The sequence below is a fragment of the Pleomorphomonas diazotrophica genome (genome assembly GCF_002844595.1).
In the GTDB taxonomy this organism is placed as follows: domain Bacteria; phylum Pseudomonadota; class Alphaproteobacteria; order Rhizobiales; family Pleomorphomonadaceae; genus Pleomorphomonas; species Pleomorphomonas diazotrophica.
Window position 1 is genome coordinate 1 of record NZ_PJNW01000023.1, and the last position, 18,162, is coordinate 18,162.

Here is an 18,162-nt window from a genome sequence, read left to right on the forward strand (position 1 = left end):
CGGCTTCCGGCGTCAAGCGACGCCGCGCGAAGCGGGTCTTTCGAGACCCGAAGCGTCTCGAAAGACGTCAAGCGGAGCGAAAGCCAGGGGCCGGAGGCCCGCCGGCGCCTGAGGCCGGAATAAAAGAACACGTCAAGGCGCTCGATGGGGTATTCTGTTGGCGAGAAAACCAACCGGGAGACCCACGATGCGCGCGATCCTGGCAGCCCTTCTTGCCCTCGGCACCATTCTCACCTCGCAAACTGCAACGGCCCAAGAACCGCCACCACCTCAGGAAGGCTACAGTCTGCAGCCGGCCACCGGCGAATATCTGAAGATCGACCGTCGTACTGGCGACGTCTCCCTTTGCGCGTCGCGCAGTGGCGGCTGGTCCTGCGAACTGATCGCCGACGATCGCAAGGCCTATGAAGACCGCATCGCCGAACTCGAGGCCGAGAACGAGCGACTTGGCAAGCGGATCGCCGCCCTGGAGGCCGACGGCACGCGGACGCCGCTTCTCGGTCAGGACGACGAGCGCCGTCTGCAAGAATTCTTCGACCTTAGCGATCGCATGTTCCGCCATTTCTTCGATCTGGTCGGTCGACTGCGCGAACGGGACGAGGCACCGATCTAGCTGGAGTAGTTCCAGCAAAAGTGGGAACCGGTTTTGCGTCCGCTCTTCCGTTGAATCTCATTTCACCGGAAGCGCTCTGGCGACGGACCGAAATCCACAGATTTATCCGTAAAAATGCGGTCGGGGCCGACCCAGGCCATGGCAGCGCGGCAAGCGCTGCTGCATGATCGCACTCACCCTAAGCACATGCGGGGAGGCTGAAACATGCTCAAGGAATTCAAGGAATTCGCGCTACGCGGCAACATGGTAGACCTGGCTATCGGTGTGATCATCGGCGGCGCCTTCGGCGGCCTCGTCAACTCGATCGTCGCCGATCTCCTGATGCCGATCATCGGCCTGATCACCGGTGGCATCGACTTTACCAATCTCTATGTCCAGCTGTCCGGGCAACCGGTGGCGAGCGATCTCGAGGCCGCCCGCAAGGCCGGCGCGACGATCGCCTACGGCAACTTCGTGACGCTGGCCATCAATTTCCTGATCATCGCCTTCGTCCTGTTCATGGTGGTGAAGGTGATGAACCGGCTGAAGACCTCCTCGGAACCTCCGGTGGCGGCGCCTCCCGAAGTGCCGGCCGACGTCGCTTTGCTCACGGAGATCCGCGACCTTCTGAAGAAGGGCTGAAGGGGAACGCGCCGCGATCGTCAGGGCCGCGGCAGCTTCTTCCATATTTTGCGTTTTGATTCGTTTTTGCGAGCCTGATACTCCCGGATGACGGCGATTCCCGCCGGGCATCCGAGCAAGGCATCCCCATGACACCCGATGTTGCCATGCGTTTTCTCGACGATATCCGGCCAACCGCCCGGAACGCGCCGCCGAGCGGCATCGTCGAAGTTCATCTCGAAGGACTGAAGAGGCCGGGAACCGCAAAACTCTGGGTCGGCGAGGGCAGCCTGCCGACACCCGCCCATATCCGCGACGCCGCGGTCCGCTCGCTACTGGCCGGTGAAACCTTCTATACCCATCAGGCGGGGCTTCCCGAACTGAGGGAAGCCCTCTGCCGTTATCATGACCGGCTCTACGGGCCGTTCGGCGGCCGCCCTGCCGACGCCGCCCGCTTCATCATCACCGGCTCGGGCATGCACGCCATTCAGATGGCGGCGTCGCTGGTTACCGGCGCCGGTGACGAGGTGATCGTGCCGACGCCCGCCTGGCCGAACGCACCGGCCGCCGCTGCGCTCTGCGGCGCTTCGATGTGCGAGGTGCCCATGCGCTTCGGTCCGAGCGGTTGGGATCTCGATCCCGACGATCTCAAGGCGGCGATCACGCCTCGCACGCGTGCCATCTTCGTCAACTCGCCGGGCAACCCCACGGGCTGGGTGGCAAGCCGCGATCGTCTCGCCGCCATCCTCGACATCGCCCGCCAGCACGGCATCTGGATCGTCGCCGACGAGGTCTACGGCCGCTTCTGCTACCTGGACGGTGTCATGGTGGCGCCGTCCTTCCATGAAGTGGCCGAGCCTGAAGACCGCCTGATCTTCGTCAACACCTTCTCCAAGAACTGGGCGATGACCGGCTGGCGCATCGGCTGGATCGAGGTTCCTGCCGCCCTCAACGCCACCGTCCAGAATCTGGTGCAGTATACGACCTCGGGAACGGCGGTCTTCATGCAGCGGGCGGCCGTCGAGGCGCTCGACAACGGCGAGGATTTTCTTGCCTTCCAGATCGCCCGGGCGCGCGACAACAGGGCGGCGGTCATCGCCGCGCTCGCTGCCACGGATGGCGTGACGATGTCGCCGCCCGATGGCGCCTTCTACCTGTTCTTCTCCGTCGAGGGGGAGAGCGACACGCGTCGCCTCTGTCTCGACATGGTGCGCGAGGCCGGTGTCGGCATCGCGCCAGGCACCGCCTTTGGTCGAGGTGGCGAGCGATTCATGCGCCTCTGCTTCGCCGGGGATCCGCAGGACATCACCGCCGCGCTCGACCGTCTTCCGGCCTGGCTCGCCACGCGCCGAGGGCTTGGCGGCGGTCGTTAGCGACTTTTTGCAGGCATTTGCATTTGAATTTGATCTGGAACAGTTCCTTTTCCGTCAAACTCGTGCATGGTACATCCGGACTTGCACTGAAGGGCTGTTCCTGATTTGACAGGCTCGTAGGCCGAGGCCGTGGCCAAACGGGACGAAGGGGAGAGCGAGGCGGATATGGGTGAACTCGAGGACCGCAGGACAGCGGTTTCGGAAGCTCGTTTCGAGAGCCTTCTCGACACCGCCGCCGATGGCATCATCGTCATCGACGATACTGGTCGCATGCTGGTCTTCAACAAGATCTGCGAACGGCTGTTCGGCTATACCGCCCAGGAGGCGATCGGCCAGAACGTGTCGCTGATCATGCCGCCCGAGTTCTCGACCTACCACGACCGCTTCATGCATAATTATCACCGTACCGGTGAGAGGCGGATCATCGGCATCGGGCGTGAAGTGTCCGGCATGCATCGCGACGGCACTGTCTTCCCATTGGAACTGTCGGTCGGCGAGGCGAAGACAACCGATGGCCGGCAGTATATCGGCGTGTTGCGCGACCTGCGCTCGCGCCGGGCCGTCGAGCAGCGGGTGTCGCAGCTCCAGGCTCAAGTGGTGCACATGACCCGCCTGTCGGCCATGGATGAGATGGGCGCCGCCATGGCCCATGAACTCAACCAGCCGCTCACCGCGCTGCTGCTTTACCTTCAAGCGGTTGCCCGACAGGTCAAGGCCTGCCATGCCGACGCCAAGCCGCCGAGCGACAAGATGCTCGACGTGCTCGACAAGGCGGTTCTGGAGGCCGAGCGGGCCAGCCATATCGTCCAGCGCATGCGCCAGATGGTGGAAAAGCGCGATCCCGAACGCGCCACCGTCGATCTGCGCGAGGTGGTCAACGAGGCGCTCGATCTCAGTGAGTTCGTGGCGCAGGGTGCCACCGTCACCATCCGTCGCGTCTTCGGCATGGCGCCCATCCACGTGGACGCCGACGCCACGCAGATCCAGCAGATCATCCTCAACCTCTTGCGCAACGCCCTTGAGGTGGCCAAGGAGAGCGAGGAGCGCTGGGTGAAGGTATCGATCGGCTCTGACGATCGGTCGGCCTTCGTCTCGGTGACCGACAGCGGTCCCGGTTTCTCCGAAGAAGTCGGCAAGTCGCTGTTCAGAACATTCAGTACGACCAAGAAGTCCGGCATGGGGCTGGGGCTCGCCATTTCCCGGGCAATCGCCCAGAACCATGGCGGCGACCTGATGGCCGACCCAGGCGGCAACGGCCAGGGCGCGACCTTCACGCTGATGCTGCCGATGCACCGTTCGGACGAGGCGGAAGACGATACGTGGGGGTGAGAGGCGGCGCGGTTGGCGCCGGTGGGGAAGGGCAACTAGTCAATACGACCGTCCAAAGGGCGGTAACTGGCGCGGCGGGAGGTTTCGCCGTATAAATACGTAGACCAACAATGTCCGCCGCGCAGTTTGCGGGGCCGCCCAAGGGCGGGAAGCTCAAAAGGCGCGGAGCGGACGCGATCCATGGACTTGGCTAGCCGGGCGGGACCCTGGCGGTCTTCAGGGATCCTCAGATCGAGGAAGGGTGACATGGCTGAAACAGAAGGAAAAATCTTCGTTGTCGATGATGACGCTTCGGTGCGTGACGCGCTGTCGGTCATCTTCGAGATGGAAGGTTATGGCGTGAGAGTGTTCGCCGACGGCGACCAGTTCCTGACCGCGCTCAAGACGGAAAAGCCGGCCTGCGTGCTGCTCGACGTGCATATGCCCGGCAAGTCCGGCCTCGACATTCTCCGGTCGATCGATGTCGGCACCTTCCCGGCGCCGGTGTTCATCATTTCCGGCCAGGGCGACATTCCCATGGCGGTCAGCGCCATCAAGGCCGGCGCCACCGACTTCATCGAGAAGCCGTTCGACGCCGATACCGTGGTGACGCGCGTCCGCGAGGCGATCGCCTCCTACGGCCGCCACGCCAACGGCAGCAGCCCCAGCCTCAGCTTCCCCGGTGCCGAACACCTGACGCCGCGCGAGCGCGACGTTCTCCAGGAGATCACCGGCGGTGCTTCCAACAAGGAAGCCGGACGGCGTCTCGGCATTTCCCCGCGCACCATCGAAGTGCACCGTGCGCGCATCATGGAGAAGCTCGGCGCTCGCAATGCGGCCGATCTCGTACGTATCGTGCTGACTGCGCATACGGGGGATCACGGATAAACATTGTCAGTTGATCAAGGCACACTACTTTTTCCTGCGACTGGTTTGCGTTTTGCAGATTTAGAGTGTTGCCGATGTATATCATTGTTGAGGATGACCCCTCGGTCGCCGACGCGCTGGAATCCCTGCTCTCCGGAGCGGGATTGCCGGTGCGTGTTTTTGCCAGCGCCGAGGACTTCATTCACTCCGCCTCCCTGACGCCCGATGACACGATGATCGTCGATCTCGGTTTGCCGGGCATGAGCGGCGGTGAGCTCGTTCGCCATCTGGAAAAGGCCGGGGCAACGCCCAAGGTGATCGCCATTTCCGGCAAGTCGTCGCGGACCATCGCCCGCGAGACCGAGGGCCTGTCCGACGTGAAGATCCTGCGCAAGCCGCCGGCCGCCGACTGGCTGGAGGCCATTACCGCCTGATCCTACTCGCCCGGACGATGCTCTGATCGCCCGGCTTGCCGGGTTTTTTCATCTTCTTTGCCCAGGGAAAGCAATGTTGTGCGACGGGATCGTCCATGTGGACGCCTGTTTTGTCCTGGCACATCCACCCTCGAATGGCTCAAAGGAGTGGCCGCAACCTGCGGCCCAGGCGCGCGCTGCCGCGTCAAGCCCTGTAACCCTTCCTCCGATGGTTAAGTAACCAAACGAATTACCGCAGGGCGCATATGTCCATATTGTGTCACGGTCGATAGTGGTGCGGCCGAAGCGGACGGGTTTCGGTCGAGCTGGCGGAGAAGGAACGGCCGTGGACGGATGGCCGGATCGATCTTCCGGTGGGCTGCCGACCACGGTCATGTGTCATCGAGGAGGGATCGATGTTCATTGAGAAGAAAATGTCGTTCGACGAAGGCCCTGCCGCCGGTGGGTTCGATGGCGGTCGTCATCGCAGCCGGTACGCCGGCACCACGCTGCGCGCGCCGGTCGACGACAGCGCCTGGACGCACTATCGCACTTCACCGCGCGCCCGGCTCGACCGCCATGATGCCCACGCCGTGCTGTTCCGCGAGGATGACACGGCAAGCCATCTCTACGAGGTGGTCAGCGGCCAGATCATGCTCTATCGGCTGCTCGGCGACGGCCGCCGTCAGGTCGTCGACATTCTCGGCGAGGGTGACCTTTGCGGCCATTCGCTTACCGGTCTCTACGACTGCACCGCCGAGGCGCTGACCCCGGCCGAGGTGCGAGTGCTCGACCGCCGCGACATCGACCAGTCGACCGATCTGCTCGCCCACGTCAACCGTTGCCTGCTGACCCGCATCGAAGCGTTGCACAGCCACGCCGTGCTGCTCGGCCGCAAGTCGGCCTCCGAGCGGGTGGCGAGCTTCCTGATGCGCTTCGTGCGCGGCCGCGGCATCGTCGGCTGCAAGGGACCGGAGCGACACAGCGCCGACACCGAGCTGGTGATCCTGAAGATGACCCGGCAGGAGATTGCCGACTTCCTCGGTCTGACCATCGAGACGGTGAGCCGCGTGCTGTCTGACCTCAAGCGGCGAGGGGTCATCGCCATCGAGCGCAATGACCGCATTCGCCTGGTCAACGTCTGCCGCGTCTGCAAGATGACCGGCATCCACTGAACCGAGACTACACCGCCACTGAATGCCGCCCGCCGGTGCCGAGATAGGCATCGAAGGCCGAAGCGACAAGGCGCGCCAGCTCGGCGCCATGGCGGAGGATGGCAACCCGTCCACCATGAGCGGTCACCCAGCCGGAGCGGACGAGCGGTTCCAGTTTGTCGAGGTCGGCGGAAAACACGGCGAGATCCGCGCCGTGGCGCGCCGCCATTGCCGAGAGATCCACGTCGAAGAAGCACAGGATCTGTTCGATCACGTCAGCCCTGAGCCGGTCCTCGGCCGTCAGGACGCGTCCGCGTTCGGTGGCGAACCGACCGCCGACAATGCGTTCGCGCCAGTTGCCGGTATCCGTCACGTTCTGCGCGTAGCCCGCCGGCGTCCGGCCGATCGATGACGCGCCGAAGCCGATCAGCGTGTCGGCGCGGTCGGTGGTGTAGCCCTGGAAGTTGCGCCTCAACGTTCGCGTCGACAAGGCCAGGGCCATGGCGTCGCCCGGCCGGGCGAAGTGATCGATGCCGACCGGCGTGTAGCCAGCCGCCTTGATCGAGCCGTGGGCGGTTCGTTCGAGTTCGAGCCGCAGCTCGCTTCCCGGCAGTTTTGCGGTGTCGATGAGCTTCTGATTGACGCGGAACCAGGGGACGTGGGCATAGCCGAACAGCGAGATGCGGTCGGGGGCGAGCGCCATGGCCGTCTCGACCGTACGTCTGATGGAGGAGACCGTCTGTTCGGGCAGCCCATAGATGAGATCGAAGCTCAGAGAGGTGATGCCGGCGCCCCTCAGATGGTCGACGGCGGCCATCACCGTCTCGGCAGGTTGGATGCGCCCAATCGCCGCCTGAACCGCCGGGTCGAAGTCCTGCACGCCGAGGCTGGCTCGGTTGACGCCAATGCTGGCCAGAAAACTCGCGCGCTCCTCACCGAGATGGCGCGGATCGAGCTCGATCGCATGCTCGGTATCCGATCCGATGTCGAAGAAGCGGTGGAAGTCACCGACGATCGCCTCGAAGGCTGCGGCCGACAGAAGGTTGGGCGTGCCGCCACCCCAGTGGATATGCGATACCGCCCGCCGGCCGATCCGCGCCGCCACCATGGCGATCTCCGACCTCAAGACTTCGACATAGGCTTCGATCGGCGCGTAGCGCCGGGTCGCCTTGGTAGTGCAGCCGCAGTAGTGGCAGATCGAGTGGCAGAAGGGGATGTGCACGTAGAGCGAAATCGGGCCGTCCTCAGCCGCCGCCCGGTCGAGAAAGCCGCCATAGGCGTCCGCTCCCACGTCGGTCGAGAAGTGCGGCGCCGTCGGGTAGGACGTATAGCGCGGTACGGTGGCTCGGATGACGGTTTCGAGGGAAACGGCTTCGTCCAGATAGGTCATAGGCAATCCTAAAGCACGTCGCACGAACTCTATGGCGGTTTGCGCCAGCTGCATGTGCATGAAAAGGCCCGAAGCGGGCATAGCGGATCTGAAGGATCGCTATACGCTCTCGGCGCAGAGAGCCAGCCCAGACATTGATCGGGTCAAGTGGGGTGGCATCCAGCCGAATCACCACTTAGCGCTACTACGTACGATCCCCTGCGGTGCGATCTGTTTTCCCGGCAACAGTACGGAATCCATTCCAGACGCACATTATAATTAGTCCATTTTGATATAGGCAAAACGTCTAGAACTGCGCTAAACCCGCTCCGTTCCCGGACCGGTTTTGACCTTTGTCAAAGCTGGTATGCGTAGAGCCCACTAGGTTATTTCCCGTGCCAAGGACGCGAAGGTCCGGGGCGGGGGAGTTCCGAGGGGCGTCGGCAAACGGGCGAAGCGAGACGCCCGTTGGCGACGGCAGGCGATCTCCGACAAATACGGGGCGACGAACATGACGGCGTTGAGGGCCAAACCTCTGATGTCGCTCGAGGAGACCGCGTATGCGGTTTTCCTGGGGCTTCTCTTTCTCTACTGCGTTCTGGCCGCCGGCAAGGCGCTGGATCCGGTCTTTGCATTTCATGCCACCATCGGCGCCATCGCGTCGGCGGCCGGCATCTTCCTGATCGTCCGGTCGTTCATCGATCGCGATGGGCGTGCCGAGCCGGAGGAGATCAACGGCAAGCCGAACTACAACCTCGGCCCGGTCAAGTTCGCCTCGATCGCTGCCATGTTCTGGGGCATCGCCGGCTTCACGGTCGGTATCTGGATCGCCCTGGAGTTGGCCTATCCGGCCCTCAACCTCGGTCTTCCCTGGACCACCTTCGGTCGTCTCCGGCCCCTGCATACGTCGGCGGTGATTTTCGCCTTCGGCGGCAACGTGCTGCTGGCGACGTCCTTCTACGTCGTGCAGCGCACCAGCCGCGCCCGCATGCCGGGCCTCGTCACGCCCTGGTTCGTCATCCTCGGCTACAACGTGTTCATCGTCATCGCCGGCACGGGCTATCTGCTCGGCGTCGGGCAGGGCAAGGAATACGCCGAGCCCGAATGGTACGCCGACCTCTGGCTGACTATCGTCTGGGTCGCCTATCTCCTAGTCTTCCTGGCGACGCTGTGGAAGCGCAAGGAGCCGCATATCTATGTGGCGAACTGGTTCTATCTCGCCTTCATCGTCACCATCGCCATGTTGCACCTCGTCAACAACGCGGCGGTGCCGGTCAGCATCTTCGGCTCCAAGTCCTACGTGGTCTGGTCGGGCGTGCAGGACGCCATGGTGCAGTGGTGGTACGGCCACAATGCGGTGGGCTTCTTCCTCACCGCCGGCTTCCTGGCCATCATGTACTACTTCGTGCCGAAGCGGGCCAACCGTCCGGTCTATTCCTACCGGCTGTCGATCATCCACTTCTGGGCGCTGATCTTCCTCTACATCTGGGCAGGTCCCCATCACCTGCACTACACCGCGCTGCCCGAATGGGCATCCACGCTCGGCATGGTGTTCTCGGTGATGCTGTGGATGCCTTCGTGGGGCGGCATGATCAACGGCCTGATGACGCTGTCGGGCGCCTGGGACAAGCTCCGCACCGATCCGGTGCTGCGCCTTCTCGTCGTGTCGGTCGCCTTCTATGGCATGTCGACCTTCGAGGGACCGCTGATGTCGGTGAAGGCCGTCAACTCGCTCAGCCACTATACCGACTGGACCATCGGCCACGTGCATTCGGGCGCGCTCGGCTGGGTGGGCTACGTCTCCTTCGGCGCGCTCTACTGCCTGGTCCCCTGGGTCTATGGCAAGCGGGACGTCTATTCGCTGAAGCTGGTCGACTGGCACTTCTGGATCTCGACTCTGGGCATCGTGCTCTACATCACCTCCATGTGGGTGTCGGGCATCATGCAGGGTCTGATGTGGCGCGCCTACACCGAGCTCGGTTTCCTGCAGTATTCCTTCGTGGAAACCGTCGAGGCGATGCATCCCTACTATGTGATCCGTGCGTTGGGCGGCATCCTCTTCCTGACCGGCGCGGTGATCATGGCGGTCAACCTCTATCTCACCATTCGCCACGGCGAGGCCGAAAAGCCGGCCGCTGACGTGGCCTTGGCTCCGGCCGAGTAAGGAGACGACTGATGAGTCTCATGCAAAAGCATGCGGTGTTCGAGCGGAACTCCATCGTTCTCCTGATCGGCATCCTGATCGTGGTGGCCATCGGCGGTCTGGTCGAGATCGTCCCGCTGTTCTACTTGAAGAGCACCATCGAGACGGTGACCGGGATGCGTCCCTACTCGCCGCTGGAGCTTGCCGGTCGCAACATCTTCGTCCGCGAAGGCTGCTATCTGTGCCACAGCCAGATGATCCGCCCGATGCGCGACGAGATCGAGCGTTACGGCCACTTCTCGCTGGCGGCGGAAAGCCAGTACGATCATCCCTTCCAGTGGGGATCGAAGCGGACGGGCCCCGATCTCGCCCGCGTGGGCGGCAAGTATTCCGACGACTGGCACGTTGCCCACCTGGTCGACCCGCGCTCGGTGGTGCCGGCCTCGGTCATGCCGGCCTATCCCTTCCTGAAGGAAGCGCCGCTCAAGACCAATCTCATCGCCGAGGACATGAAGACGCTGCGGATCGAAGGTGTGCCCTACACCGACGAAGCCATCGCCAATGCCGAAGCCGATCTCAAGGCCCAGGTGAACCCGGACGGCACGGCCGACGCTCTGGTCGCCCGCTATCCCAAGGCGGTGGTGCGCGACTTCGACGGCAACCCGGACAGGCTCTCGGAGATGGACGCGCTCGTCGCCTATCTCCAGATGCTCGGCACGTTGGTCGACTTCTCGACCTACGACGACAAAGCCAACCTGCGTTGAGGTGCAGCCATGGACTTCAGCTACGAACAGGTTGCCGCCTTCGCCCAACAAAGCGGGCTTCTGTACTTCTTCCTGATCTTCTCGGCCATCTGCGTCTACGCGCTCTGGCCGAAGAACAAGGCGAAGTTCGATCACGCCGCGCAGATCCCGCTTGAGGAGGATTGAGCCATGGCTCACGAGGATATCGACAAGGTCACAGGCGTGGCGACCACAGGCCACGAGTGGGATGGGATCAAGGAACTCAACAACCCGCTGCCGCGCTGGTGGCTCTGGGTGTTCTACGCCACCATCGTCTTTGCGGTCGGCTACGTCTTCGTCTATCCGGCCGTGCCGCTCGTCACGAGCTATTCCAAGGGTCTGCTGGGCTACTCGCAACGCGCTTCGGCGCTTGACGAGACCGCGGCCGGCCAGGCAGCGCGCGCCGAGGTGGGCAAGGGACTGGCGAACGCCAGCCTTGAGGAGATCAAGAACGATCCCAAGATGCTGGAGTTCGCCATGGCCCAAGGCCGGGCGGCCTTTGGCGACAACTGCGCGCCCTGCCATGGTTCCGGCGCCACCGGCTCCAAGGGTTATCCCAACCTGCAGGACGACGACTGGCTGTGGGGCGGTACGCTTGCCGACATCGAGCAGACCATCACGGTCGGCGTGCGCTCGACCAGCCCGGACACGCGCATGAACGACATGCCGCGCTTCGGTGCCGACGGGTTGCTTGATGCCAAGCAGGTCCGCAATGTTGCCGGCTACGTGCTGTCGCTGTCGGGAAGCTCCGTCAAGGGAGCTGACGTCGAAGCGGGCAAGCAGATCTTCGTCGAGAACTGCACCAGCTGCCATGGTGAGGACGCCAAGGGTATTCAGGAACTGGGCGCGCCGAACCTGACCGACAAGGTCTGGCTCTATGGTGGCGACGAGGAGTCGGTGATCTACACCGTCACCCATGCCCATCGCGGGGTCATGCCGACCTGGGGCGGCAAGCTCGATCCGGTGACCATCAAGTCGCTGGCGATCTACGTCCACGATCTCGGTGGCGGCACCTGAGCCTTCTTGAGGAGAGTTGAGGCGGCGGCGGGCCTGGCCTGCCGCCGTTCTTTGCAAGGTCAGGTCGGGCATGGCCGTGTTGCTCAATTCGCGGTTCGTTCTTCAGTCTTTTTATGCTTATGTGCTAATAAGAGGCGAATGCTTCGTCCGTCGGGATGAACCGACGGTCTCTGGGAGACGAAGGCAACATGCGGGTCGATGAGAACGTGGCGGCCGGAAGCGACAGCTATTATGCCGCCGCCAAGAAGAATTACCCAGCATCAGTCAGCGGCCGATTGAGGACCATCAAGTGGTCCGTGCTGATCATCACGCTCGGAATCTACTATCTCCTGCCGTTCATCCGCTGGGACCGGGGTCCGGATGCGCCTGGGCAGGCGGTATTGATCGACATGGCGGGCCGCAAGGCCTATTTCTTCGGCATCGAGATCTGGCCGCAGGAAGTCTATTACCTGACGGGCCTCTTGGTACTGGCCTCCGTCGCCCTGTTTCTGATGAACGCGGTTGCCGGCCGTGTCTGGTGCGGCTACCTCTGCCCGCAGACGGTGTGGACCGACCTTTACTTCGCCGTCGAGCGCTGGTTCGAGGGTGACCGCCGCGACCGCATCCTGATGGATCGTGCGCCGATGAGCGCCGGCAAGCTTGCCCGAAAGGCGGGCAAGCATGTCGTCTGGCTGCTGATCGCCGTCGGAACCGGCGGCGCCTGGGTGCTCTACTTCGGCGATGCGCCGACGATCATCAGGGACATTTTCACCGGCAATGCCGCGCCGATCGTCTATATCTGGATCGGCATCCTGACATTCACGACCTATTCGCTGGCTGGCTTCATGCGCGAACAGGTCTGCCTCTACATGTGCCCCTGGCCGCGAATCCAGGCGGCGCTCACCGACGAATGGGCGCTCAACGTCACCTACCGCACCGATCGCGGCGAACCGCGCATGTCGGTGCGGACGGGAGCCAGGGCCAAGGCAGCCGGCGCCGAGGTCGGCGATTGCATCGACTGCAAGGCCTGCGTTCAGGTCTGCCCCACCGGCGTCGACATTCGTGAAGGCATGCAGCTCGGCTGCATTCAGTGCGGCCTCTGCATCGACGCCTGCGATACGGTGATGAAGAAGGTCGGCCGCGAGCCTGGGCTGATCGGTTACGACACCGACATGAACATTGCCCGGCGCAGCGAGGGCAAGCCGCCGATTTATCGCATCGTGCGGCCGCGCACCGTGCTCTACGCCGCGCTGATCGTCATCATCGGCGGTGTCATGGCCTATACGCTCGCCCATCGAGCCTTCCAGGGCGTCAGCGTCCTGCACGACCGCAACCCGCTCTACGTCAATCTGTCGGACGGCGGCACGCGCAACGGCTACACCATGCGCCTCATCAACAAGCGTCCCCACGAGCGGCACTTCGCGCTCACCGTGTCTGGTTTGCCGGACGGCTTTACGGTGGAAGCCCAGGGCGTGGCCTCGGCCGGCGGCAAGCCGGTGATCGAGGTGCCGGCCGACACGACCCGCGAGCTGCGCGTGCTGGTCATGGTTCCCGGCGGCGCCGCGTTGCCGGAGTCGACGCCGATCAACTTCTACATCGTCGATACCGACAACGGCGAGAAGGCCTCGGCGTCCGACTTCTTCAAGGCCGCGCCAACGAACTGAACCGTGCCGCCCGGAGCTACGGCCGAAAGGTTGCTAACGGCTCGCAAAAAGCAGATGCTGGGGCATGAGCGAGGAGATCCACCGGATGACCGCCACCACCGAAGAAGCCACGCGCGGCCGTCGTCTGACCGGGCGGGGCGTCCTTCTCTGGCTCCTCGCCTTCTTCGGCATCACCTTCGCGGTGAATGGCGTCTTCATCTATCTGGCCGTGTCGACCTTTCCCGGTGTCGAAGTGGCGTCGAGCTATCGGGCCAGCCAGCAGTTCGAGGGCGAGATCGAGGCCGGCAAGGCGCAGGCCGAACGCGGCTGGGCGGTTGATGCCGCCGTTCGGCCAGTGGGCGACGACGCCTCCGTCGAGGTCCATTTTGCTGACAAGGCGGGGGCCGATCTTCACGGTCTCGACGTACGCGTCCGGCTGACCCATGCCGTCGATCCGGACCACGACCATTCGGCCAGCCTGCCGGAAGTGGCGAGCGGCACCTATCGCGCGGTAGTGCCGACCGTGAAGGCGGGCATGTGGAACCTCACCATCGAGGCCTACAAGGGCGAGGACCGGCTTTTCATGAGCCGCAACCAACTGCGCCTCATCCGCTGACGGAGGGCAACGCCGTGAACATTGCGGTGAACGCCGGCGATCTCGAAGGCGGCCCCGCGGGTCGGCCCGTCGATCACGACTGGGACGCCTACACGGTTGCCGATCGCGACGGTACCCGCCGCATCGAGCTGGCCGTCGACGGCATCACCTGCGCCGCCTGCCTCACCGACATCGAGCGCGGCCTTCGCCGCCTGCCGGGCGTGGTGCGTGCCCGGGTCAATGTCGGCAACCGTCGCACCTCGGTGGTCTTCTCGCCCGACAAGGTGACACCCGACGCGGTGCTGGAGCGCATGGCGGCCATCGGCTATCCGGCACAGCCCTTCGATCCTGCCCTGCGGCGCGACAACCGGTCCGCCGAGGCGCGCGAACTCCTGAAATGCATGGGCGTCGCCGGCTTCGGCGCCATGAACGTGATGTTGATGTCGGTGTCGGTCTGGTCCGGCAATGTCACCGACATCACGCCCGAGACGCGCGACTTCTTCCATTTCATGAGCGCGCTCATCGCCATCCCGACGGTGGCCTATGCCGCCCGTCCGTTCTTTCGCAGCGCTTTGGCCGCCCTTCGTCGCCGATCGCTCAACATGGACGTGCCCATTTCGATCGGCGTCTGCCTCGCCATGGGGCTTTCCATCTTCAACACGCTGACCCACGCTCTCGAGGCTTATTTCGACAGCGCGCTGATGCTGCTGTTCTTCCTGCTGCTCGGTCGCTTCCTCGACGAGAACATGCGCCGCCGCACGGCGGTCGAGGCGGAAACGCTGGCGACCTTGCGTGCCGACTCGGCGTTGAAGCGTGGCGCGGATGGCGACTTGGTGCGGGTGCCGCTGAGTGCCGTTCGCCCGGGCGATATCGTGGTTGTGCGGCCCGGCGAACGGGTGCCGGTCGACGGCGAGGTGCTTTCCGGACGGTCCGACGTCGATCGCAGTCTGGTCACCGGCGAAACTCTGCCGGCGCCGGTCGCACCCGGCGATGTCGTTCATGCCGGCACGCTGAATGGGGCGGGCCTTCTGACGGTGGTGGTCACCGCTGCCGTCGAAGGCACACTGATGGCCGAGATTGAGCGGCTGATCGGCGAGGCGCAATCGGCCAAGTCCGGTGCGCTCCGTCTGGCCGACCGTGCCGCCCGCGCCTATGCGCCGGTTGTCCATTCTTCGGCTTTCCTGACCGCCGCCGGCTGGCTGATGGCCGGCGCCGGTTGGCATACGGCGCTCATCAATGCCATCGCCGTGCTGATCATCACCTGCCCCTGTGCCCTGGCGCTTGCCGTGCCGGCGGTGCAGGTGACGGCGGCCGGGCGTTTTTTCCGAAACGGCATTCTGCTCAATGCCGGCGACGCCATCGAACGCCTTGCCCGCATCGACACCGTCGTCTTCGACAAGACCGGTACCCTGACCAGCCCCGAGCCAATCCTGGCCAACCGGACCGCCGTTTCCGACGACCTGCTCGATCTCGCCGGCCGGCTCGCCCGTTCGAGCCGGCATCCGCTGGCGGAGGCGCTGGCCCGGGCGTCCGGTGCCACTGGAGCCATCGACGGCGCCCGCGAGGTGACGGGCGAAGGCGTCATGGCCGATGTGGCGGGCCGGACGCTGCGGCTCGGTTCGCTCTCCTTCTGCGGGATCGGCAGCGACGTGGCGGACCCGGTACGCGCCGCTCATCCCGACGCCTCGCTCATTGCCTTCTCCGATGGCGAGCGCAGCGCCGTGTTCGCCTTCGCCCAGCGTCTCAAGACGGACGCTCCGGAGGTGATCGCCGAGCTTCGGGCAAAGGGCTGCCGGATCATGATCCTGTCGGGCGATCGCGAGGCCGCTGTCGCCGTCGTCGCGGACCGGCTGGGTGTGTCCGAATGGCAGGCCGAGGTCGATCCGGCCGGCAAGATCGCCCGGCTGGACGCGTTGAAGGCCGAGGGCCGGCGGGTGCTGATGGTCGGCGACGGCCTCAACGACGCGCCTTCGCTCGCCGCCGCGCATGTGTCCCTGTCGCCGGTGTCCGCCGCCCATCTGGCGCAGGCCGCCTCCGACGCCGTCTTCCTGGGAGACCGTCTGAAACCGGTGGTCATCGCCCTTGATGTGTCGCGGGCTGCCTATCGGCTGATGAAACAAAACCTTTGGACGGCGGTTGTCTACAATCTGATCGCCGTGCCGATCGCCGTGCTCGGCTACGTCACGCCGCTGATCGCCGCGGCCGCCATGTCGGGCTCGTCGCTGATCGTCACGCTCAATGCCTTGCGGCTGCGTCGTGTGGCGGCCCCACCGGCGGAGCGACCGGCGGCGGCAGTGGCCGCCGCTCGCGAGGAACTGGCCAGGGAGCAGGCCGAGGAGCAGGTATGAGCGTTCTCGTCTTTCTGGTGCCGGTCGCGTTGCTCCTCGGGCTCTTGGGTCTCGCTGGCTTCATGTGGTCGCTGAAGACCGGTCAGTACGAGGATCTCGAAGGCGCTGCCTGGCGCATCCTTGAGGACGACGACATCGAAGACAAGCCCGAGGCGGATAGCGAAGGCGTGCGCGGCCGGGTTCCGGAAGGCGAGGAACGGCGCAGGGGTTGAGCCGCATCCAGCGCCAGCTGCTCCCAAACAAAAGCGGGACCGGCGTTGCCACCGGTCCCGCTTTTTCGTTGGTGCCTCTTTGATCGTCAGCCGCCGGCGGCGCTGAAGATCTGCTGGCGAACGGCCTTTTCGACCTCCGGCACGCTCGGCTCGGAGAAGGGCAGGCTGAGCGTCTCCCAGACGTCGACCAGCGCGTCACGCAGGTGGTCGATCAGCGCGTCGTTGTGGAACGGCGTCGGGGTAATCCGGAGCCGTTCGGTACCGCGTGGCACGGTCGGGTAGTTGATGGGCTGGATATAGATGCCGTGCTTTTCCAGCAGGATATCGGTCGCCTTCTTGCAGAGGTCGGCGTTGGCGACCAGCACCGGCACGATATGCGTGACCGACGGCATCACCGGCAGCCCGGCAGCCCTCAGCACCGCCTTGGTGCGGGCGGCCTGCCGCTGATGCGCCTCGCGCTCGCTGCGGCTCTCCTTGAGATGGCGGATCGAGGCGGTGGCGGCGGCGCATAGGCCGGGCGGCAGCGCCGTCGTGAAGATGAAGCCGGGGGCATAGGAGCGGACGGCATCCACCAGCGACTTCTTGCCGGTGATATAGCCGCCCATCACGCCGAAGCCCTTGGCGAGAGTACCCTCGATGACGTCGATACGATCCATGACGCCGTCGCGCTCGCAGATGCCGGCGCCGCGCTCGCCATACATGCCGACGGCGTGTACCTCGTCGATGTAGGTGAAGGCGTTATACTTGTCCGCGAGGTCGGCGATCTTTTCGATCGGCGCGATGTCGCCATCCATCGAATAGACGCTCTCGAAGACGATCAGCTTGGCGCGGTCGGGACCGGCGGCGATCAGCAGTTCTTCGAGATGGTAGAGGTCGTTGTGCCGCCAGATCTGCTTGGAAACGCCCGACGAACGCACGCCATGGATCATCGAGGCGTGATTGAGCGCGTCGGACAGGATCAGGCAGTTGGGCAGCAGCTTGGCGATGGTCGAGATCGCCGCTTCGTTGGAGACATAGCCGGAGGTGAAGACCAGCGCCGCTTCCTTGCCATGCAGGTCGGCGAGTTCATTCTCAAGCTGGACCAGCGGATGATTGGTGCCGGAAATGTTGCGCGTGCCGCCGGCACCGGCGCCCATCGCCTCGGCGGCCGCCGTCATGGCGCCGATCACCTTGGGATGCTGGCCCATGCCGAGATAGTCGTTGGAACACCAGACGGTGATCTCGCGCGTGCCGCCGCCCTGATGCCAGAGAGCGGTCGGAAACCGTCCGGCCATCCGCTCCAGTTCCGCGAACACGCGATAGCGCTTCTCGTCCTGCAGCGCCTGGACGGCACTCTCGAACACGGCATCATAGTTCATGATCGATCCAATCCCTCCGACGCTCGGCGGGCTGAGCGTCTTTCCGTGAACGGATCGCCCTGCTACCGGCCGACGGTCCGTCGTCTTTCCACCTACGATAACCTACGCACATTGCCGCGAACCGCCTTTGATCATGATCAAACCATACACTGTCTTGATCAATTCGTTCGGCGAAAAGACGAGGTAGCCCTCGATGTGCTTGCGTGGTCACAGCCTTTTGAACGGGTCCAAAAACCCGATGCATCTGTCTGAAACTAAAGCACGGCGAGGGTGAAGTCTCAAGCGGTTTCGTTGCGCTCTCGCCGGGAGGAGACCGGCGGCGGCCCCCTTCCGGCATGTCATTGTAACTTTGGTCGAAGGCCCCGGCCGGCGACCGCTCCGGCCATAT

General features: G+C 64.3%; 17 protein-coding genes. 15 read left to right on the forward strand and 2 right to left on the reverse strand.

Annotated elements, in window-relative coordinates; genetic code table 11:
• Positions 1 to 187 precede the first annotated feature (187 nt).
• The 7 genes from CXZ10_RS20665 (at position 188) to CXZ10_RS20695 (ending at position 6,349) form a co-directional block, all read left to right on the forward strand.
• Positions 188 to 613 carry a hypothetical protein gene (locus tag CXZ10_RS20665; RefSeq protein WP_101291265.1) on the forward strand — a complete coding sequence of 142 codons (426 nt, stop codon included), beginning with the start codon at positions 188 to 190 and terminating at the stop codon, positions 611 to 613.
• A 204-nt stretch (positions 614 to 817) separates the two neighbouring features.
• A complete protein-coding gene (gene mscL / locus CXZ10_RS20670; protein WP_101291266.1) occupies positions 818 to 1,234 on the forward strand; it encodes a large conductance mechanosensitive channel protein MscL in 417 nt (138 codons plus the stop codon).
• 146 nt (positions 1,235 to 1,380) lie between these two features.
• Entirely contained in the window at positions 1,381 to 2,586 is a 1,206-nt protein-coding gene (locus CXZ10_RS20675; RefSeq protein WP_101291267.1) for a pyridoxal phosphate-dependent aminotransferase, read from the forward strand.
• Positions 2,587 to 2,751: 165 nt separating this feature from the next.
• Positions 2,752 to 3,915, forward strand: coding sequence for a two-component system sensor histidine kinase NtrB (locus tag CXZ10_RS20680; RefSeq protein WP_101291268.1), 1,164 nt, complete (start codon positions 2,752 to 2,754; stop codon positions 3,913 to 3,915).
• Positions 3,916 to 4,161: 246 nt separating this feature from the next.
• Positions 4,162 to 4,782 carry a response regulator transcription factor gene (locus CXZ10_RS20685; protein ID WP_101291269.1) on the forward strand — a complete coding sequence of 207 codons (621 nt, stop codon included), beginning with the start codon at positions 4,162 to 4,164 and terminating at the stop codon, positions 4,780 to 4,782.
• 74 nt (positions 4,783 to 4,856) lie between these two features.
• Positions 4,857 to 5,195 (forward strand): response regulator, encoded by a 339-nt coding sequence (locus CXZ10_RS20690; protein WP_101291270.1) that lies wholly within the window; start codon positions 4,857 to 4,859, stop codon positions 5,193 to 5,195.
• 395 nt (positions 5,196 to 5,590) lie between these two features.
• Entirely contained in the window at positions 5,591 to 6,349 is a 759-nt protein-coding gene (locus tag CXZ10_RS20695) for a Crp/Fnr family transcriptional regulator (protein WP_210199977.1), read from the forward strand.
• A gap of 7 nt (positions 6,350 to 6,356) precedes the next feature.
• Here CXZ10_RS20695 and hemN read toward each other — a convergent pair whose 3' ends face one another.
• Positions 6,357 to 7,718, reverse strand: coding sequence for an oxygen-independent coproporphyrinogen III oxidase (hemN, locus tag CXZ10_RS20700; RefSeq protein WP_101291271.1), 1,362 nt, complete (start codon positions 7,716 to 7,718; stop codon positions 6,357 to 6,359).
• 517 nt (positions 7,719 to 8,235) lie between these two features.
• On the opposite strand from hemN, the gene ccoN reads away from it, so the two are divergent.
• From ccoN to ccoS, 8 genes are all read left to right on the forward strand, one after another.
• Positions 8,236 to 9,861, forward strand: coding sequence for a cytochrome-c oxidase, cbb3-type subunit I (ccoN, locus tag CXZ10_RS20705; protein WP_210199979.1), 1,626 nt, complete (start codon positions 8,236 to 8,238; stop codon positions 9,859 to 9,861).
• Positions 9,862 to 9,872: 11 nt separating this feature from the next.
• Positions 9,873 to 10,604 carry a cytochrome-c oxidase, cbb3-type subunit II gene (ccoO, locus tag CXZ10_RS20710; RefSeq protein ID WP_101291273.1) on the forward strand — a complete coding sequence of 244 codons (732 nt, stop codon included), beginning with the start codon at positions 9,873 to 9,875 and terminating at the stop codon, positions 10,602 to 10,604.
• Between the two features lie 9 nt (positions 10,605 to 10,613).
• Positions 10,614 to 10,769: a cbb3-type cytochrome c oxidase subunit 3 gene (locus CXZ10_RS20715; protein ID WP_101291274.1), complete on the forward strand. Its 156-nt coding sequence runs from the start codon at positions 10,614 to 10,616 to the stop codon at positions 10,767 to 10,769.
• 3 nt (positions 10,770 to 10,772) lie between these two features.
• Positions 10,773 to 11,639 carry a cytochrome-c oxidase, cbb3-type subunit III gene (gene ccoP, locus CXZ10_RS20720; protein ID WP_101291275.1) on the forward strand — a complete coding sequence of 289 codons (867 nt, stop codon included), beginning with the start codon at positions 10,773 to 10,775 and terminating at the stop codon, positions 11,637 to 11,639.
• Positions 11,640 to 11,827: 188 nt separating this feature from the next.
• The gene (gene ccoG, locus CXZ10_RS20725) at positions 11,828 to 13,282 is read left to right on the forward strand and encodes a cytochrome c oxidase accessory protein CcoG (RefSeq protein WP_101291276.1); all 1,455 of its coding nucleotides are present in this window, start codon (positions 11,828 to 11,830) and stop codon (positions 13,280 to 13,282) included.
• 85 nt (positions 13,283 to 13,367) lie between these two features.
• The gene (locus CXZ10_RS20730) at positions 13,368 to 13,877 is read left to right on the forward strand and encodes a FixH family protein (RefSeq protein WP_180336113.1); all 510 of its coding nucleotides are present in this window, start codon (positions 13,368 to 13,370) and stop codon (positions 13,875 to 13,877) included.
• A gap of 14 nt (positions 13,878 to 13,891) precedes the next feature.
• Positions 13,892 to 16,204 carry a heavy metal translocating P-type ATPase gene (locus CXZ10_RS20735; protein WP_244617189.1) on the forward strand — a complete coding sequence of 771 codons (2,313 nt, stop codon included), beginning with the start codon at positions 13,892 to 13,894 and terminating at the stop codon, positions 16,202 to 16,204.
• A complete protein-coding gene (ccoS, locus tag CXZ10_RS20740; protein ID WP_101291278.1) occupies positions 16,201 to 16,416 on the forward strand; it encodes a cbb3-type cytochrome oxidase assembly protein CcoS in 216 nt (71 codons plus the stop codon). Before CXZ10_RS20735 ends, ccoS begins: the two co-directional genes overlap by 4 nt.
• An 86-nt stretch (positions 16,417 to 16,502) precedes the next feature.
• On the opposite strand, the gene hemA is transcribed toward ccoS, so the two are convergent.
• A complete protein-coding gene (hemA, locus tag CXZ10_RS20745) occupies positions 16,503 to 17,774 on the reverse strand; it encodes a 5-aminolevulinate synthase (RefSeq protein WP_101291279.1) in 1,272 nt (423 codons plus the stop codon).
• Between the last annotated feature and the right edge of the window lie 388 nt (positions 17,775 to 18,162).

What these genes read in the sequence shown, in the direction of transcription:
- CXZ10_RS20665 (WP_101291265.1), top strand. Translation starts at nt 188, where the DNA reads ATGCGCGCGATCCTGGCAGCCCTTCTTGCCCTCGGCACCATTCTCACC.
- mscL (WP_101291266.1), top strand. Translation starts at nt 818, where the DNA reads ATGCTCAAGGAATTCAAGGAATTCGCGCTACGCGGCAACATGGTAGAC.
- CXZ10_RS20675 (WP_101291267.1), top strand. Translation starts at nt 1,381, where the DNA reads ATGCGTTTTCTCGACGATATCCGGCCAACCGCCCGGAACGCGCCGCCG.
- CXZ10_RS20680 (WP_101291268.1), top strand. Translation starts at nt 2,752, where the DNA reads ATGGGTGAACTCGAGGACCGCAGGACAGCGGTTTCGGAAGCTCGTTTC.
- CXZ10_RS20685 (WP_101291269.1), top strand. Translation starts at nt 4,162, where the DNA reads ATGGCTGAAACAGAAGGAAAAATCTTCGTTGTCGATGATGACGCTTCG.
- CXZ10_RS20690 (WP_101291270.1), top strand. Translation starts at nt 4,857, where the DNA reads ATGTATATCATTGTTGAGGATGACCCCTCGGTCGCCGACGCGCTGGAA.
- CXZ10_RS20695 (WP_210199977.1), top strand. Translation starts at nt 5,591, where the DNA reads ATGTTCATTGAGAAGAAAATGTCGTTCGACGAAGGCCCTGCCGCCGGT.
- hemN (WP_101291271.1), bottom strand. Translation starts at nt 7,718, where the DNA reads ATGACCTATCTGGACGAAGCCGTTTCCCTCGAAACCGTCATCCGAGCC.
- ccoN (WP_210199979.1), top strand. Translation starts at nt 8,236, where the DNA reads ATGTCGCTCGAGGAGACCGCGTATGCGGTTTTCCTGGGGCTTCTCTTT.
- ccoO (WP_101291273.1), top strand. Translation starts at nt 9,873, where the DNA reads ATGAGTCTCATGCAAAAGCATGCGGTGTTCGAGCGGAACTCCATCGTT.
- CXZ10_RS20715 (WP_101291274.1), top strand. Translation starts at nt 10,614, where the DNA reads ATGGACTTCAGCTACGAACAGGTTGCCGCCTTCGCCCAACAAAGCGGG.
- ccoP (WP_101291275.1), top strand. Translation starts at nt 10,773, where the DNA reads ATGGCTCACGAGGATATCGACAAGGTCACAGGCGTGGCGACCACAGGC.
- ccoG (WP_101291276.1), top strand. Translation starts at nt 11,828, where the DNA reads ATGCGGGTCGATGAGAACGTGGCGGCCGGAAGCGACAGCTATTATGCC.
- CXZ10_RS20730 (WP_180336113.1), top strand. Translation starts at nt 13,368, where the DNA reads ATGACCGCCACCACCGAAGAAGCCACGCGCGGCCGTCGTCTGACCGGG.
- ccoS (WP_101291278.1), top strand. Translation starts at nt 16,201, where the DNA reads ATGAGCGTTCTCGTCTTTCTGGTGCCGGTCGCGTTGCTCCTCGGGCTC.
- hemA (WP_101291279.1), bottom strand. Translation starts at nt 17,774, where the DNA reads ATGAACTATGATGCCGTGTTCGAGAGTGCCGTCCAGGCGCTGCAGGAC.